Origin of the sequence: Fuerstiella marisgermanici (assembly GCF_001983935.1) — a bacterium.
In the GTDB taxonomy this organism is placed as follows: domain Bacteria; phylum Planctomycetota; class Planctomycetia; order Planctomycetales; family Planctomycetaceae; genus Fuerstiella; species Fuerstiella marisgermanici.
Genome location: NZ_CP017641.1, coordinates 5775848 through 5793282 on the forward strand (window position 1 = coordinate 5775848; position 17435 = coordinate 5793282).

Annotated in this window: 10 protein-coding genes; 7 read left to right on the forward strand and 3 right to left on the reverse strand. The window is 57.0% G+C overall.

Going from position 1 to position 17435, the window contains the following annotated elements; translation table 11 throughout:
- Window positions 1-105: 105 nt before the first annotated feature.
- From Fuma_RS21630 to Fuma_RS21650, 4 genes are all read left to right on the forward strand, one after another.
- Window positions 106-1314 carry a 2,3-bisphosphoglycerate-independent phosphoglycerate mutase gene (locus Fuma_RS21630; protein ID WP_077025951.1) on the forward strand — a complete coding sequence of 403 codons (1209 nt, stop codon included), beginning with the start codon at window positions 106-108 and terminating at the stop codon, window positions 1312-1314.
- A gap of 370 nt (window positions 1315-1684) precedes the next feature.
- Window positions 1685-2545, forward strand: a complete 861-nt coding sequence (locus Fuma_RS21640) for a cytochrome c (RefSeq protein WP_077025953.1) — start codon at window positions 1685-1687, stop codon at window positions 2543-2545.
- Window positions 2546-2827: 282 nt separating this feature from the next.
- Window positions 2828-3805, forward strand: coding sequence for an endonuclease/exonuclease/phosphatase family protein (locus Fuma_RS21645; RefSeq protein WP_077025954.1), 978 nt, complete (start codon window positions 2828-2830; stop codon window positions 3803-3805).
- A gap of 34 nt (window positions 3806-3839) precedes the next feature.
- A complete protein-coding gene (locus tag Fuma_RS21650) occupies window positions 3840-5489 on the forward strand; it encodes an ABC transporter permease (RefSeq protein ID WP_077025955.1) in 1650 nt (549 codons plus the stop codon).
- A gap of 241 nt (window positions 5490-5730) precedes the next feature.
- Here the strand turns inward: Fuma_RS21650 and Fuma_RS21660 are convergent, their stop codons facing one another.
- Window positions 5731-6702, reverse strand: coding sequence for a DUF4331 family protein (locus tag Fuma_RS21660; RefSeq protein ID WP_077025957.1), 972 nt, complete (start codon window positions 6700-6702; stop codon window positions 5731-5733).
- A gap of 524 nt (window positions 6703-7226) precedes the next feature.
- Between Fuma_RS21660 and Fuma_RS21665 the strand changes: the two genes are divergently transcribed.
- The 3 genes from Fuma_RS21665 to Fuma_RS21675 are packed head-to-tail and all read left to right on the forward strand — an operon-like array spanning window position 7227 to window position 12959.
- Complete coding sequence (locus Fuma_RS21665) at window positions 7227-8507, forward strand: MotA/TolQ/ExbB proton channel family protein (RefSeq protein WP_077025958.1); 1281 nt, start codon at window positions 7227-7229, stop codon at window positions 8505-8507.
- Window positions 8508-8517: 10 nt separating this feature from the next.
- Window positions 8518-11649, forward strand: a complete 3132-nt coding sequence (locus Fuma_RS21670; protein WP_077025959.1) for a hypothetical protein — start codon at window positions 8518-8520, stop codon at window positions 11647-11649.
- A complete protein-coding gene (locus Fuma_RS21675) occupies window positions 11646-12959 on the forward strand; it encodes a hypothetical protein (RefSeq protein ID WP_077025960.1) in 1314 nt (437 codons plus the stop codon). The genes Fuma_RS21670 and Fuma_RS21675 overlap by 4 nt, the downstream gene beginning before the upstream one ends.
- Window positions 12960-12969: 10 nt before the next feature.
- On the opposite strand, the gene Fuma_RS21680 is transcribed toward Fuma_RS21675, so the two are convergent.
- Both Fuma_RS21680 and Fuma_RS34625 read right to left on the reverse strand, forming a co-directional pair.
- A complete protein-coding gene (locus Fuma_RS21680; protein ID WP_077025961.1) occupies window positions 12970-15306 on the reverse strand; it encodes a hypothetical protein in 2337 nt (778 codons plus the stop codon).
- A 91-nt stretch (window positions 15307-15397) separates the two neighbouring features.
- Window positions 15398-17377 (reverse strand): hypothetical protein, encoded by a 1980-nt coding sequence (locus Fuma_RS34625; RefSeq protein ID WP_077025962.1) that lies wholly within the window; start codon window positions 17375-17377, stop codon window positions 15398-15400.
- Between the last annotated feature and the right edge of the window lie 58 nt (window positions 17378-17435).

The window sequence follows — 17435 nt, forward strand, 5'->3', positions numbered from 1 at the left end:
CGCAAATTCACCGCGTTTCGTTCCGGTGACCGTGAAGTCCGCTTCTCCGGCGGATATGGTAAGCAAAAATTCGTACCAGAAGTCCCGAACAAGCCGAAAACTGCTATGACAGACATTCACAAACTCACCCGCAAACTGCAACGCAAAAACGATTCGAAAATCATCCTGTATGTCGGCGACGGACTCGGCGGACTGCCGCTGGAACCGGGCGGAAAAACGGAACTGGAAACCGCAAAAACGCCGAATCTGGATGCACTGGCACAGCGAGGTTCACTGGGCATGAGCATCCCCGTGCTGCCCGGAATCGCTCCAGGCAGCGGACCGGGGCATTTGGGTCTGTTCGGCTACGATCCGCTGCAGTACGACATCGGTCGCGGTGTGCTGGAAGCATTGGGCATCGACTTTGAACTCGGCCCTGACGACGTCGCCATCCGCGGCAATTTTTGCACAGTCGACGGCGACGGCAACATCACTGATCGTCGAGCAGGTCGCATCGGGAACGATGTCGGTGCTCCTCTGTGCGAGAAGCTGAACAAGATTACGATTCCCGGCGTGGAAGTCTTCGTACAGCACGTCAAGGAATACCGTCTGGTGATTGTGTTCCGTGGTGCCGGGTTAGGCGGCAATGTGAACGACACAGACCCGCAGCGAACCGGCGTTCCACCGTTGGCTCCGAAAGGCGAAGACGAGGCATCCGAGAAGACGGCCGAAATTTGTGCGGAGTTTCTGCGACAGGCGGCGGAAGTCCTGAAGGATGACGCTCCGGCCAATCTGCTGACGATGCGTGGCATCGCCAAAATGCCACCGATCCCGACTTTCGAAGAAGTTTACGGAACAAAAGCGGCCGCCATCGCGGTCTACCCGATGTACCGCGGACTGGCTCGACTGGTGGGCATGGACATTCTGGATGCCGGGCAGACGCTGGATGACCAGATGAAGTGCCTGGAACAGAATTGGAACGAATACGACTTCTTCTTCGTTCACTTTAAGTACACAGACAGCACGGGCGAAGACGGCAATTTTGATGCAAAGGTTCAGCGCACGGAAGAGCTGGACACGGCGATTCCAAAGATGACCGTCCTGAAGCCGGACGTGATCATCGTGACGGGCGACCACAGTACTCCCGCCAAAATGAAGGCGCACAGTGGACATCCGGTACCAACGCTGTTGGCGTCGGACAGCTGTCGGTTTGATGGGTCGAAAGAGTTTGGTGAATCCGCTTGTCGAGTGGGCGAGTTAGGAATCTTCGAATCGAAATATCTGATGCTTCAGGCGTTGGCTCATGCGGGGCGGCTGGAGAAATACGGAGCGTAGCGTGTTCCTGAGGCGACGTCGAGAAGCTGTGAACGAGAACGCAACGGCTGGCTTTAGGCTGGAAGCAAGTTCTCAACTCAGGTTCGGACGAAACGTCCACTCCTCCTGCAATTTGTCGCGGGAGGAGTCAAAAAAGCGAAGCAAATTCGGGGGAGGGCAGGCCGTGCATTCGGTCCGGAAGATCTGCAACTCGTCGCCATGCAACGCCCCCTCCCGGACATCGCTTCGCTGGTCCGACCTCCCCCTCAGCTTCGCTGGGGAGAGGGACCATGCGGCGACTTTGGAGCTTAAGCCGCCGCGGGCGTTCAACAGGCTGCGGCCGATTGACGTGCGTCTACTGTCGATCCTCTGCGCACTTCTTACGGCACTCATGTTCGCGGCGCCGGTCTTTGCTGACGACGCCGTCCAGCCTCCGGATTCAGCAGTCGCGCCCGCCACTGAACTCGAACACCTGCACCAGGTTTCCAGGCGCATTCTCTCCGGCAGTGAACCTCATTCATCTGCAGCATTCCGTTACCTCAAGGCCGCCGGAGTTACAACAATCGTCAGTGTTGACGGGGCGAAGCCACTTGTCGCCGCGGCAAAAGCTGAGGGACTGCACTACGTGCACATTCCTATCGGTTACGACGGTATACCGGAGAGCGCCAAGCTGTCGCTGCTGCGAGTCCTTCGAGACACACAAGGGGGCATCTACATTCACTGTCATCACGGCAAACACCGAGGTCCGGCGGCCGCGGCGATGGCCTGCCAGCTGGAAGGTTCAGTGGATCACGATCGAGCTTTGCAGATCTTGAAGCAAGCGGGAACCAGCCCGGACTACGCGGGACTCTGGCGCGACGTACGCGAATTCGAAATGCCGCCTGCCGATGCCAAACTTCCGGAACTGGTGGAAACCGCAAAGGTTGAATCCATGGCATCTGCGATGGCCGTGTTGAGTCGTCACTTCGACAACTTGAAGTCCATCCAGCAAGCCGACTGGAAAACGCCCGCCAAACACCCGGACCTTGTTCCCGTGGCAGAGGCTCTGCTGGTGGCGGAGAACCTTCACGAATCCAACCGCAATCTGAGCCATGGCTATGACCAACAGTTTCGCGACTGGTTAAAAAAATCAGAAACACAGGCTCAGCGACTTCACGCCGCCGTTAAATCGGGCGACGACATGGCGGCCGGCCGGACGATGAAATCTTTGCAGCAGAGTTGCCGCCAGTGCCATGAATCGTATCGCAACTGAGCGGTGACGACGCTGCGGCGTGTCGCTACGGAAATACGGCCGAGGCTCCACAGCGTTGGTGTGGACAGAAGGCTATTAGTGAAGCGTCGCGTATTCGACGATAGCGCGACTGTTTGGTACGGTTACTTTCGGGCAATGCCTGTGGCTGGAGCTGTTTCCCCTTTTACTATGGACAGTTCGAGCTCGTGGGAAACAGCATTCGTCGTCCGAAACGCTTGTTCCGCGGCCACAAGTCAGCGAGCTTCGCTGTAATCGCCGCTAACGATTTCTGAGAGCGATCCGATGAACACTCATTTTTTGGCCTGGTGGAATGTCGAGAATCTGTTTTCAATGAAAAGCGACCCCGACCGCTCAGAGAAACTGGAGCGGGCTCTGGGCAAAGAACTGGATGGCTGGACAGCTACGGTTCTGAACAAGAAGCTCAAGCAACTCGCATCCATCATTGGGCAAATGAACGGTGGCAACGGGCCTGACATCCTGGGCGTTTGTGAGGTGGAAAGTAAGAACGTTCTGGAAAAGCTGATTGACGAATTACCTGACCTGGGACGCAGCTACAAGACTGTCCACGCAGACACTCAAGACGGGCGCGGCATCGACGTTGCGTTCATTTACGACAGCAAGAAATACGAAGTCGTTTCGGAAGAGATTTTCAATCACTTCATCCTGCGACGAAACGCGACTCGCGACATTCTGCAGGTCAGCTTCAAAACAAAACCCGATGGCAACAAGCTGGTGCTGATGGGAAACCACTGGCCATCGCGACGCGGCGGCGAACTGGAATCGGAACCGTATCGCATCATGGCGGCAGAAACGCTGGCGTACTTCCATGAGCGCACCATCGCAATCGACGGCAAAGACCAGGCGGTTGTTGTGATGGGTGACTTCAACGACGAGCCCTTTAACCGTTCACTGGTTGCGTACGCACTTTCCGAACGAGTTGAACGGCGAGTCAAATCGAAGCGATCCAGGAACCCGTACCTTTTAAACCTCACATGGGATCTGATCGGACAGGGCGAAGGCACTCATTTCTACGACGGGACACCGGGCATGCTCGATCAAATTCTGGTCAACCGTCCCGTCCTGCGAGATGATTCGCCATTTGAAGTTGACCCGTCGACGGTCCAGATTCTGAAGTTCCCGGAGATGACCGGCCGATCCGGAGTGCCAAAACGCTTTGGCCGACCGTCGTCCGCAAGCACGTTCGATGACACCGGATTTAGCGATCACTTTCCCATTGCGGTCGTGTTGAGCGAACGATGACAGCCCCTGCACTTTTCATCGCGGACAGTAGCGAATGAACGATCGAGCAACAGCGTTTCTGGTGCGGTCATTGCGGCAGGAATCTCGATACATCAGTCACCATGTCGTGCGAGTCGGCATGGCGAGTGTCATTCTGATCCTGTTTGCGGCGAACGTCGTGAGCTATTCCGTTCGCGCCGGAGCGGGCAGTCAATTTGCCAGCAAAGTGATGAACTGCTGTTATTGGTTTGTGACTCTGCTGGGCGGAATTTACTTCAGCACGGCAATCGTCGAAGAAAAGGAAGAGCAGACTCTTCCGCTGCTGAAAATGACGGGGGCTTCTTCCTTCACCATCCTGCTGGGTAAATCGGGGCCTCGCCTGGTTTCAGTACTCTTATTGCTGTTGGTGGTGGCTCCATTTCTGATGCTGGCCGCCACGCTCGGAGGCGTGTTGCAGCAGGGCATCCTGACCGCGTTTCTTGGCATCTTCATCTACTCCATCATGTTGTGCCAATTAGGACTGCTGGCAAGTGTCCTCAGCAGCGATTCGCAGCGCGCCTTTTCGAAGATGCTGTTGGCGTGGCTGATGATTGAACTGGCAGCGTGGTGGAGTTGGCTGCTGGCCATGGGGACACAATACGGCGGCAATTTCAAAAACACCGAGGCCGCCCAACAGTACCTTAGCACGACCATAATGAACAAGGACACAATCGGCCGCCTGGCGATGTCATGGTTGCACATGCAGTTTCAATGGCTGTATGAAGTTTCGACGCCGCGCACCTTGTTCGACAACCTGTCTATGTATCTGTTCAGCTTTCGCACTATGGAATTCTGGCAGCCTCAGATGACGTTCCACCTGATTCTTGCGATCGTCTTCTTTGCTTGCAGTTGGGCGTTATTCGAACCATGTACGGCTCAAGCGGTGGGAGAAGGCCCGGACAGCGGCAAAAAGGTGACTCGCCGACAACGCAAGTCCAAACGAGCCTGGCGACAGGCGTTGGTCTGGAAGTCGTGGCAACACATTACCGGTGGGCACTTGTGGTTTTGGATGCGGCTTGTGGGAATGCCTGCGATCATCACGGCGGTCATCTTAATATCCGCATGGGCAATTGATGAACCCGTGGAAGAGGAAGTGCTGGCGGGTATTCTGATGTTCAGCGGCGTGGTCATCTTCATCGCGAATTTTGCGACGTTGCTGGGACGAGTCTTCAACAATGAAATCCACCAGCAAACGCTGCCGAGTTTGCTGATGCTTCCCAAAAGCCGCAACGCTCTCTGTGGACAGATGGTGCTGGGGCTGGCTCCGGCAATCCTGGCGTCGGCAGCGTGCTTCGTCTGCGGTTTTACATTGATGGTGAGGGCCACCATGCACCTTAGCAACGGAGGCATGATGAACGTATTTCGCGAGCCTTGGTTCTACAACGTCTTCTTCTGGATCGCCGCGACGATGTACTTTGGATTGTATCTGTCCATTCGCCTGCGCTACGGCGGCATGCTGCTGGCAATACTGGCGATGTGGGTGGTGGGGCCAACAATCGTGATCAGTGGCCTCACCGTGTTGAGCATCGGTCTATCCGGATCTGCTATGCGCGATTTCTTTGAGAACGTCCTTCCCGTGTTCCTCGCGATGCTGGAAGTAGTATTCTGCGCGTGGATGCATTTCACGATCATTCGGTCGCTGAATTCGGTGGCCGAGCAGGGGTAGCGGCTTCCTCACAGCAGGAAGTGAGACCAATCACCCAGCATGAGCGATTGGTCCTTGGTCCAACACCGATTTTGATCAAACGGAGGAACCGAGTTGATCCCCGGGCGATACGCGCTGCGACCAAAGCGAATCTCGCTGACTTGCGTCCGCGAAACAAGCGTTTCGGACGACGAAGGCTGTTGTGCACGAGCCCGAACCGTCCGCAACAACCCGAACCGTCCACGACAAAAGGGAACCTGCTCTAATTCGGTGCAGCCACATAGGGGAAGACACTTAGAAACGTGGCGTCGTTAGAGTCGACTCCGTCCCCCGTGACGGCATTGTTCGTCAGCAACCCCAACTCGGCGTCGATCACGTCGTCCGCCAGTCCACGGCCATTCAAAAAGCCCGAAGCGTCCGTGACATCGAATGTCAGCAGGTCCGGCAACAGAATTGCAGTCAGCCCTGCGGCGGTTGCCGAGTCGCCCCCGTTAAGTGCTTCAATGGTTGCCTGCATGTCGGCTCCAAAGTTGGCGAAGTCATTCACGGGAGCCGATGCGTTGAATTCGTCTTTGCGGGCTGATGGGATCAGGGCCGTGTTGATCGCCGGTCGTCCCATGCGATCAAACTGAGTTCCGCCGACAGTAGTCCGAGCCGACACAGCGATGTTGGGCCCGTTCAGTGAACTGCTGGGGATCTCAAGAACGATCGCGGTCACGTTCTGACCTTCGAAAAAGTCATCGCCCGTGAAGTTGAATCCATCGTTGAACCCGTTGAGATCGAAGAAGAATGGGTCTTCGAATAAGTCAGCCCGTAATTGTCCACCGCCTGCCACGCTGATTGTCTGCCCGGTCTTGCCGGACGCCGCGATGCTACCGTCTTCACGCAGCAGTAAGATGTTTTGGCTCCCTCGTCGAGGGCGACTGAAGTAGACGTTAAAGGTCAGGTCTGAAACGGCGTCGCCATTGTTGTCCACGTGGAATTCGTAGGTACCACGCGAATTGAACGTGGTGTCGCTCAACACGCCAGCCAGCGGATTCACGGTCATGATCAGGACCGTATTGCTGGCATTTGCGGGAGACTGAAACGCATACAAATCGTTGATGTCCAGTCGCCCGTCATCCCCAACAGATGGCGAATCCAGGTGGTCAGCGGCGTACGTTGTTGAACCGGCAAGGATCGCGAATCCTGCGATGGCGCATAGCTGCAGCAGATTGTGTGTATTGAATTTCATCGTTGTGACCCGTCTGACTTCCTGTTTGTGTACTGATGAACCGCACTGTGTCTGTGGCTCTTACGAGGGTCTGTAACATTTGTGACAGGTTTCCGGCGCGAAAATCACTGATCGGCTGAGATTGTTGACTTTTGACTGGATTCAGTGGCGACTTGTGGCATCCAGCCTGTCTGCATGAGGCGACGGTTGCCTTCGACAGAATTTAGCGCATCCGCGGCAAAGCCTGCCGATTCCTTTCGTTCGCAGGTTGGGCCTACGGACCGCCCGACCGTTCAAATCGCGGCGGAGCGATCTTTCCGAATGTTCCGGGTTAACAATCTGTACCGATTATGACGATCAATCTTGAGCGACAGATCGGTCCGGGGGGCTCGGTTTGTCGCGGGAACCACCGCTGAAGGCCAGGACCGGCCTCAGCGGACGACCTGACTGACGCGCATCGTCAGCCGGTCGCTCGTCCCATCGCAGCATGCGATCGTTGACGCCTCCTGAGTTCTGTTGAGGCGAATTCCGTGAGAAGCCGACAGTTGTCATCCACGTCAACGCTGCGAACGGCTCTGTTGGCAGCGGCCGGCACCGCCACTTTGTACGCCGTCGGGCCCATCGTTCCCGGCATCGCCGACTTTGTGCAGCGCTATTTCTGCAGCCATCCGCTGGAATACATCAGCACCGCCATGTTCTTTACCGGCATGGCGATTCTGGCACAGAAGTATCGCAGCCAACGAGCCGAGCGAAGCACGCTGCTTGAAGCCGTTCAGATGGCGGATAACGACTGGGACAGCCTTCCAACGTCTGAAGATCGCGAAGATGCGCTCGCCAGTTGGTGCGAACAGCAGGACACCCGCGCGCACGGAACTCAGGCCTTTCGACGCATTCAGGACACTCTGCATTACCTGAAGGGATCTCGCCGCGAAGGGCTGGAAGAACACCTTCGGTACCTTGCCGAACTGGCCAGCGACCGTCTTCACCAAACCTTCGCGACCATCCGCACCATCACGTGGGCGATTCCTATTCTGGGATTCCTGGGAACCGTGATCGGGATCACGATGGCGATTGCCAACGTCACACCCGAACAACTGGATTCGTCTTTGGGGGAAGTCACAGGAGGCCTCGCTGTGGCCTTCGACACTACGGCCTTAGCGCTGGGAATGTCGATCGTGTTGGTGTTTGCGTCGTTTGTCGTAGAACGCAGTGAACAGCGAATTCTAAGCGACGTTGAACAATTCGGCATCGAGACACTGTTGCCGTGGTTTAGCGCTGAGAAGAATTCGCCCGCCGGTATCAGCGGTGCAGACGATTTGGCCGGACAACTGAACCTGTTTCAACCGGATGTCTGGGCCGAACAACTGGCCACTTTACGCACGACGTGGAGTGACATTCTGGAACAGCACGCTGAGGATCTTGGCGAGGCCATTGACAGCGAAATGCAGCAGACTTTGAAGCTGCATCGTGATACGTCCACGGATGCTCGCGACGCTTATACGGCGGCGTTGCAGCAATCAGCTGACACCGTTGTGGCTCAGGTAGACCGACTGCTAACCACCTTCGAACACCGCATGAATTCGTGGCAGGACGCGCTGTGCACGAGTACTCAGGCTGCAGTCCAGCAAAGTGAATCGCTGCATCAACTGGGGGCGACGCTGCTGAAAATGACGGAATCAGAAGAACGTCTGGCGGCGCTGCAGCAACAGCTAAACGACAACCTGCAGGCGTTGCAGGCAGCCGACACCATGGAACAAACGGCCAACAGTCTGGCGGCCGCCGTGCATGTACTCACGGCAAAAACATCAATGCGGTCGGCGGCGTAGGGGAATTTCTATGGCGAAGCGGAACCAACAAAACGCGATTTCGCTGTTTCCCTTTCTGGCAGTCCTTGTCTGCACGATGGGAGCACTGATTCTTTTGCTGCTGGTCACTACGCGCCGCATGCGCAATGATGTGGATGCTCCATTGGCGGAGCACTACGCGAATGCTGGCGGCTGGGGCGATTCGGCAAGCGGCGGCGATTCTGCAGCTCCGCTTTGGGCAGAACTGGACGCCGACGAAGACGCGCAAGTAGATGACTTCGCCATGGCAGAAGCAGGCGAACAACAAAAAGAACGCCCGGACAACAGCAAGACAACCGAAGATCCAAACCCGTTTTCCATTTCGCTGTTGCCGCCAACGGTCGAACCAGATAGCCGCCAGTTGGCGAAGAAGGCAGAACTGGAAGACCTGCAGAAGCTATTGCAGGAAGAAGGTGTCCGCCACGACTTTCTGCTGAAGCAGATTGAAGATGCAAAACGGCAATTGGAAGGCGGCGACCCCGATTCGAATCGCTACCAGATACAACTGCACGAATTGACAACGCTAAGGCAGCAGGAAGAAAGTCTTAATCAGGAACTAAAGAATAAGCAGGCGCTGCTTGTCGACCTGCAAACAGAACTGGAACAGTATTCGAAGCAAACGGAGCAGGGCGAACAGGTACTGCGCCGCCGTGAATCAGCCTTGATTAGCCTGCGGGAAATCACCAAACAGAAACAGGAATCAGCCGCAGCAGGCACGGCGGAAACGATTCTCGACTTCACCAACCGGACGGGCACCAGCCGAACGCCCATCGTTGTGGAAGTGTCGGAAGCCGGGTTCGAATTCCTGCCCGCCCACATCAAACTTACGCCTCAGGAAATGCGAGGGTTCCCCGCCAACGACAACCCGCTGCTGGCCGGTATCTTCGCGATCCATGAAACACGAAATCCGTCAACGTTATCCAGTAAGCCGTACGTTCTGCTGCTGGTGCGTTCCAGCGGAAGCATGATGTTTTATGCAGCTCAACGAACACTAAGCGACGCCGGAATTCACTTCGGATATGAACTGGTGGACGAAGAACGTCGAATTTCGGCGGGAAGCGAATCCGCAGAAGAAACTCGAGTCCTCAGGCAGTCCGTTCTGGCCGCGTTAGGACGCCGTTCAGAATTGTACGGAGGCCTTGCCGCGACGCTCGACACAATGAAAAAGCCGTCCTCGGATGACAACCCACGTCGCTTGAGTGTGCTCCCGGACGGAAGCATCGCGTCTGCAGAAGAACTGACGAGCGGTTGGGACGGCCAATATTACGCCGGTGGAGTCGCTCCGCCGCGAAAAGCGACTGATGCTTTCGAACGGTTGGCTGAGTCGACTGATTCGCCAAAGCAAAGCAAAGAAAGCTCGGACGACTTCCCCGCCATTGCTGGCAATCCGTTCGCACACAAGCAGCACGCAGAAACGCAAGCGGCGCCGGAAGTTGCTTCTAAAGAAAATCCCTGGAAGTTGGGCGGCCAGTTCGGTCAATCGCCCGAGGACAAAGCAAGCGGTGCAGTGGCGGATCCGAACCCGTTTTCGACGGACAATGGCTTTCCGGAACTGGTTAACGCAGCCCCAGCGCCGGCGAACCTAACAGCGTCTGCTGACTCGTTCGATTTCCCCACTCCCAATGACGCATCCGGTGGCAATGTCGGCAGCGGTGATCCTGCCGCCGACGACCAGTCTGCGCACGCTACACCGAATTCAGAACCGTTGATGGCGGACAGTGGCTGGAAGCCGGGAGTGTGGAAAAATGCGTGGGAGCCCGTGCAGATCACACCGCCAACCGCGAACGAATCGAATGGCGCCGATGCGTCGCAGACTGCGTTGGATGCGTTCACACATTCACAGAAGCAACCATCTATAGCTGAGTCGACCGTCGACCTTGAGGCAACGGTTGCAGCAGCGGCACCGAAAGCCGTTCAGCTGTTTCCGCGCCATGGGCTCTTGTCCGGAAACCTCGGCGCTGGCAGTCGTTCAACAATGAGTGGCTTACACGTACCACACACCGCTGCTGACACTGCGGCGCAAGACATCGTGGCGAACGATACGCCTGCGGCGCCACCCGAGTTTCGTCTTTTTGGTGATCCGCAACCGACCAAAACGCCGAACACAAAGGTTCCCGAAACGAACCAAACAAACCGTTCGTTTGTCGAGCCATCGCCGTGGTCACCGATCATGCGTCAGCAAGACGCTGATCCCGACGCAGAGAACACGAAGACTCAAACCGCAGACCGCACCAGTTCTCTCGACCGCTCCGGCTGGCCTGCCTGGGGGACCGCACCCTCCGGCACGGCAACCCGCGCTGCCGGAGCGGCAGAGAACTCCTTCGCAGACGCATCGAACACATCAGTGTTCGGCCCTTCAGAGACCCGCACAGCAACCCCTGAAGGCGCTGCGTCTGCAGGCGGGATCATCGGTTCCGGCGAACCGCCGACAGAAGTCTCCTTCCTGCAAAAGTTTATGCAGTCTGTCGAACTGCAGAAGGAATCACAGGAACCTGATTCCTTCCTGTTGGCACTCATGAAGCAGGGACAAGCGCAGCAATCGACAGGTACCGCCAGTCCGCCGACAGTTCCTTCCACCGAAACGCGGGACACAACACCGGCAGTCCAACAAGCACCAGCCGCGAAGCCAGCCCCGAAGAATCTGCAGACAGATCCGCCGGAGTCGGTGAAGACTCAACCAACCGCCCCACAACGGTACGCGCGGCATCGCGTTGAAATCATTCTGGAGAAGAAGCAACTAACGATCGGCGACTTCGAACCCGTTGATACAACCGGGTGGGACGAAGAACAAATTCTGGCGATGGTGATGCATGGTATAAGTACCGAACTGGAACTTGAGGCCGAAGCTGGCAATGAAGGGGTCGCCCCGGCTGTTGAATTCATTGTGGCCGACGGCATGGCACCAGTGCAGAAGATGCTGATGAGAGAACTGTCAGGAGTCGACATTCCGACGCGTTCGGTCAAGCCGCTCCGAAGTTCACAAGGCTCGCCGCAGACAACAACTGGCCCCATGTCGGACGGGGCAGCACGCAACGAAGTGACGCCTAAAGCAGTGACGCGAGAACCGGCGGAACCCGCGAAGCCATCTGAACACAAGCGATCCGGATCGGGGCTGTCCATATGAGTCGCCGCAAGAGTACGGGCGACCAGGAATTCGGGTCGGATTCGTTTTTGGACATCATCGCCAACATCGTCGGCATTCTGATCATTTTGATCGTCATGGCCGGCGTCAAGGTTGCTCGACAACCCGCGATGCTGGCTGATCTTGAGTCAGTGGCGGTGGTGACTGAGCCAAACAACAGCCCAGTGCCCGGGTTAGCGGAGGCAAGCGGTGATCTGCTGCAACACGAAGGCAGCAATCATGGTCAGGGTTTGTCGACTGAGCGGCGTGAACCAGCAAAGTCTGCAGCGTTGGAAAGCGTCGACGTAGCTACGGTTCAAACCGAAACCAGACAGACCAGCGAAGTGCAGTCAGCGATCGCCAGCCTGACGGAGCCTGCGGTGGAAGTGGACACCGACACAGAACTGGAACAGCAGATCGCGGCATTGAGAATTCAACTGAACGAATCCCGTTCAGACACGGCCACGACCGAAAACGAACTCAGCAATCTGCTGGCCTTAATTCAGCAGCAGCAAAACGTCAAAGAGCTCCAGCAGAGGCGCGCCGGTTCTGTCGAACAGGAACGAACTCAGTTAACTCATACGGTACTGTCACTGCAGGCGTCGCTGTCAGACATCGAACGTCAGGCCGCCTCATTTCGTTCGACCGCCGCTTCGCTAACGGAGCGTCAGGCGTATATCGCGGGTGCGCTACAGCAGGTCGCGGCAGAAACGCAACAGCTGCAGGAAGTCCTGGATACAGTTGAGGCACAACAGCCAAACAGTGATCGACTGAACCATCGGCTGTCGCCCGTCAGCGAATCCGTCGCGGACGACGAACTTCACTTTCGGCTGCACGGCGGCCGGATCGCTCATGTGCCGCTGAAAGGATTGCTGGAACGAATGAGCGAACAGGTGGTGGGGCGTCGCAATATGGTAATGCGGTTCCATCGCTACGAAGGCATGGTCGGCCCCGTCGGCGGATTTCAGATGAAGTACATCGTGCAGCGAGGTACTCATTCGCCGCTTCAGGCACTTCAAATGGGGCACGAGCCACGTATCACTGTGGCGCGCTGGTCGATCCTGCCCTCAGACACGCTGAATGCTGAGCCGGTAGATACAGCGTTAAAGATTGGCTCGCGGTTTCGGCAGCTTCTGGAATCTACGGACTCCCGTACAGCGATCACAATCTGGCTGTATCCAGACGACTTTCGCTACTTCAGCCGCCTTCGCGAACTGGCTCACAGCCTGAATCTACGCGTCGCCGCTCGGCCACTGCCGGAAGGTACGGACATTTCCGCTTCCCCCACCGGCAGTCGATCCAAGGCTCAGTAATCGACGATCACTAGCGTCCGCGGCGATTACCTCGACGAGTCGAACGGTCACTGCCGCTGCCGGCACCGCCTGGTCCCATACCGGGCATGCCGCCCATCGTTCCCGGACCGCCGCCTCCGTAGTAGCCGCCTGCGGAACCGGCCCCCATGCCCATGCCGAGACCGCCTTCTGCGCCTTCGCCGTAGCCGCCACCTTCGCCGTTCATGGCAAATGGATTGTTTTCCATCCGCTTATCCTTTTTCCATGAGGCGTACAACTCCAGAATTTTTTTGGCTTCAAGTTCGTCCATCTGCATTTCCGACTTATTGTCACCCACAAGACGCAGTTTCAGGTCGCCATTGCTGTCGACAACGCACACTTGTGCTGGAACCACACGACCACGATTGCTGTCGATAGCCTGCTTAATTTCACGATGTTCGCTGCTGGAAATTCGTCCTGTTTCTTCCGCCGCAGCCAGCAATTCATCCGTCGCCAATGTGACTTCTTTGAGCTTAAGCTCTTCCGATGTCAGGTCGACGACTTCAAGCGTTTGGCGTCCCGCCAATGGCAGCCCCATCAGTGAATCGACACCGCCCATCACTGGCATGCCAGTTTCAGCGGTATCGGTGTAAATGGTTGCACTGATCTTTTCCGGACTCCCCGAACGGCCTCTGACGTCAGTCAGATAGATGCGGTGCGACAGCGGCACAAAGACAGGCGGTGTCGGTTCACTCCAGTCTGACACCAGCGAAGGTTCTGTGCTTAGCCCCGGATCATTTAGCTCGTCCAGTGGATGCCGGTAGTTGGGGTTCTTCATCACCAACCGAACGCGGTATTCGTATGTATGGCCACGTTCGATAGTGAAGTCCATAAAGCGCACCAGCAGCAATCGATGATCGGCGGTGGCTTTGGTTTCGTCCAGCAACGCTTTCTGCTCGGCTGACAGGCCTTCCCCGCCCATTGCACTTTCCAGACCGCCGTAATCATAAGCGGCACCTCCGCCGCCGCCGTAGTTGCCGCCTTCCATGCCAGTCATCATTTCCATGCCATACCCACCCATACCAGGGCCGCCATACATCGAACCAACGTCAGTGGCCGTCTGAGTGAACTGACTGAACCCCGCGGGCTTCACTTCTTCTGGTATGTCCAGCTTGGCCTGTTCCATCTTCGTTTTTACCTGCTGATTGTATTTGTCAATCAGCTCTTTTTCTTCGGGACTTAATTCGAAGTTCTCAACACGAGGGTGAGATGCTTCCTGGGGCAGCCACTGTCCGGCCGCTCGACGAGGCAACGGCATCGTAATCGTGTTGCGAGTAACCGCGGGACTGACGATGTCGCGGTCAATGCCGAAGGAATCCTCAAGAATTTCGCCGAGGTCTTCGGAAGTGACTTCCACCCAGTCGCCAAATTGATTGGTTTCTGTGTCTTTCTGTCGCCGCTCAACACTGAGATCCAGGTACTGAATGTACGCCTGAGCCTCCTGATAACCGGCCGACAGATGCAAAGCATTCCGCAGAATGTCTCGCTGCTTCTTCAGATCGACAACCATGTTGACTGCCACGCCAGCCGACACCCGAATGTTCTTTTTGACGCTCATCATGCCGGGTCCGTAACCGCTCAAATCAGAGCCGCCATATCCTCCGTAGCCGCCGTCTCCTCCCATCCCGTAGCCGCCGCTCATGCCCGCGTCGCCCCCCATGCCGACGAGGCCATCTCCGGGGCCGCTCATTCCCATGCCAGCCATTCCCATGCCACCCATATCGCCCGTCATACCGGTAAGGCCGTCTCCGGGACCGCTCATTCCCATGCCGCCCATGCCCATGCCCATGCCACCAGCGGCCATACCACCAGCGCCGCCAGCCTTGCCGTATTTCTTTTCAAACAGCTTCTGCAGCTCTTCGTCCTCGCTCAGGACTTCGTCTTCCTTTTCTTCGCCCGATTCGTCTGTCGCGTCATCAGCGTCAGCATCTTCCTCGTCCGGCGGCATCGCCAGAGGGAACACGACGGCAACTGCCCGACCATCCTCAGGAGGTACCACGGTCACAGCCGATCGCTTTTCCCTGAGCCGCAGAATGGAAGGATTCATCGACCCAATCGTGAAGTTTTCTGCGCGAGTCAGAATGTTGGAATTGTCTCGCACCAGGCTTTCGACGTCCGGTATTTCATCGAACTCCTTCTGATCTTCTTCCGGCCATTGGTTCTGCTCAATTTGAGCCGTCTTTTTCGTGGTCATATCCTGCAGCTCCAACGGACTTTGCCGATTGGGACTCCAGCTTGCCGACGTAAGCGCCATTAGGCCTATCAAGCCAAACAGGCCAGCGACCATTTTTTCGCCGTGCTTTAACGCGAGGGTTTTGAGCTTGTCCATTTTGGAAACTCCTGATGGAGAGAGGATTGTCTTCAGTATGTGCGTGTGTGTTCAGGTTCTGCTGCCGGTATACATGGCGCCTACCCGGCTGCTATGGAACAGCGCCCGGTGTGCCAGATGCTGGTGGTCCAGCCGTCGGTGGCAAGTCGCCGCCAGTCGGTGTGCCACCTTCAACTGGGGCTCCGGCTGCGGGTGGTATCGGATCTGTCGTACTCGGATCGCCGGGATTCACAGCGGCAGGATCGCTTCCCGGAGCGGGCATCGCTGGCGGAATACCATTCGGTCCTGCCGCACCGTCTGGCCCAGTAGCGTTACCAGGCAGACCGCCTGCTGGTTGCGTGCCTTCAACGGGCGCAGCCCCATCGGCTGGCTGTGTTCCGTCAGCCGCAGCGTCAGTTGGATCGACCAGATCCTGCATGTCCGGCTGTTGAGTCATGTCTGCCCCGCCGGACGTCTGTGCTTCGACTTCCGCGGCAGCTTCAGCCTCGGCTTCCGCTTCTTCTTCTTCCGGTGATCGGAATACAGTCATCAAACCGGCCACTCGCACCGTTGACAGATCCGGATCTCTCATCGCATCAGCCAGTATTCGCTCGCCCATGGCAATCTTGCGTTGTTCGGCTGCCGTCAGAGGTTTCGCTCCGCGGCCACCCGCACCTCTTCGACCACCACCGAGGCCGCCGAGCCCGGTACTCAGGCCGCCCATTCCGCCTCCGCCCATGCCTCCCATACCTCCGGGAGCGCTCATTCCCATGCCGCCGCCCATTTCTGCAGCATAGCCACCCATGCCGCCGCCCATTCCCATACCACCCATGCTCATTTCGCCACCACTACCATAATCTCCTGCGCCGCCCATCTCTTGGGCATACCCCCCCATGCCACCACCACCGCCGGTCATTAGGCTCCCACCAGACGAATTGCCGAAGGCCGCATCGACTCGCACAATTTCCACGGGGAATTTTGAGTTTGTCAATTCCGCCAGCAGGCTGGGAATGGCCTGCTGCAAAATTTTCACTTCCAGAATGAAGGCCCGAGTCCGATAAGGCATGCCCTCTTCATCATGGACGTAACGAGATGGGTCGGTGCCCGCTCCATCACCTCCATCAGTGTTGCCGCTGTCGTAACTTCCGTCTGCTGGCCCCCCCATGCCGCTCATTTCCATAGCGTATCCACCTCCGCCGCCAAACCCGCCGCCGGCGCCTCCAACGGACCCAAATTCTTCCGTCAATAAATCGGCGGACAGACTGCCTTCAAACGCGGTCCACGGACCACTGCCAGCAGCGCCTCCGCGCCCACCACCACCAAAACCACCGCCACCAAAGTCGCCACCTGGGCCCATAGTCATACCGGTCATTCCCTCTCCCATCCCGATATCACCGAAGCCGCCTCCGCCGCCTCCTGAACTGCCCGGTTCGGTGTCTGGATCGCCACCGCGCAATTGCAGCTTCATCAAAACTCGCAGCGGCGCCTTATCGATACGAGTCGCATCTTTGTTGACCATCGCGATGGATTCGCAAACGGAATGCAGCAGCCAGATGTCTTCCAGAGCATTCCAGATTTCAGGCGTTGTGGGGATCTTACGGGCCCACTTTTCCGAGTTCTCTTTTGTGATTTGGGCGCTGGAACAATCAACCAGCCCTTCGCCATTTTCGAATGGTCGAATGACGTCCAACTGAGATCTCCAATACTGGTCGTAAAGCTGGGCGAATCGCCCCCGCAACGCGTCGTCTTCAATCGACCGACCAAACTCAATTCTGTTGAGATCGTCCCGAATCGTTCGGGGATAAACTCGCGCACTAAGCTGGTCTTCCCAGAGTTTGCCAGCGGCGCGATCGAGTGCTTTTTCGTGAGCTTCGTTCTTTTTGTTGGCCGCTTCCGTCCATCGTGCATTAGGCACAACGCCTTCCACGTTCTTTCCGGCTTCCGTAAACGCCTGCTTCACCGCCGTTTCACGGGCGGTAATCTGCTCAGTCAGATCAGCGGACGCCGACCACCAGCCAAACAGAACCAGCATCATCGACAGTGCAAAGCAGATCCAGAAAATCTGTTTCAGGACAGGCTGTAGCTTTTCCATAACAGTCACTCACTATGAACGTGATTAGAGTCTTGTTCTCCACCCGCAGGCGAATGAA

What these genes read in the sequence shown, in the direction of transcription:
- Fuma_RS21675 (WP_077025960.1), top strand. Translation starts at nt 11,646, where the DNA reads ATGAGTCGCCGCAAGAGTACGGGCGACCAGGAATTCGGGTCGGATTCG.
- Fuma_RS34625 (WP_077025962.1), bottom strand. Translation starts at nt 17,377, where the DNA reads ATGGAAAAGCTACAGCCTGTCCTGAAACAGATTTTCTGGATCTGCTTT.
- Fuma_RS21640 (WP_077025953.1), top strand. Translation starts at nt 1,685, where the DNA reads ATGTTCGCGGCGCCGGTCTTTGCTGACGACGCCGTCCAGCCTCCGGAT.
- Fuma_RS21680 (WP_077025961.1), bottom strand. Translation starts at nt 15,306, where the DNA reads ATGGACAAGCTCAAAACCCTCGCGTTAAAGCACGGCGAAAAAATGGTC.
- Fuma_RS21645 (WP_077025954.1), top strand. Translation starts at nt 2,828, where the DNA reads ATGAACACTCATTTTTTGGCCTGGTGGAATGTCGAGAATCTGTTTTCA.
- Fuma_RS21660 (WP_077025957.1), bottom strand. Translation starts at nt 6,702, where the DNA reads ATGAAATTCAATACACACAATCTGCTGCAGCTATGCGCCATCGCAGGA.
- Fuma_RS21630 (WP_077025951.1), top strand. Translation starts at nt 106, where the DNA reads ATGACAGACATTCACAAACTCACCCGCAAACTGCAACGCAAAAACGAT.
- Fuma_RS21650 (WP_077025955.1), top strand. Translation starts at nt 3,840, where the DNA reads ATGAACGATCGAGCAACAGCGTTTCTGGTGCGGTCATTGCGGCAGGAA.
- Fuma_RS21670 (WP_077025959.1), top strand. Translation starts at nt 8,518, where the DNA reads ATGGCGAAGCGGAACCAACAAAACGCGATTTCGCTGTTTCCCTTTCTG.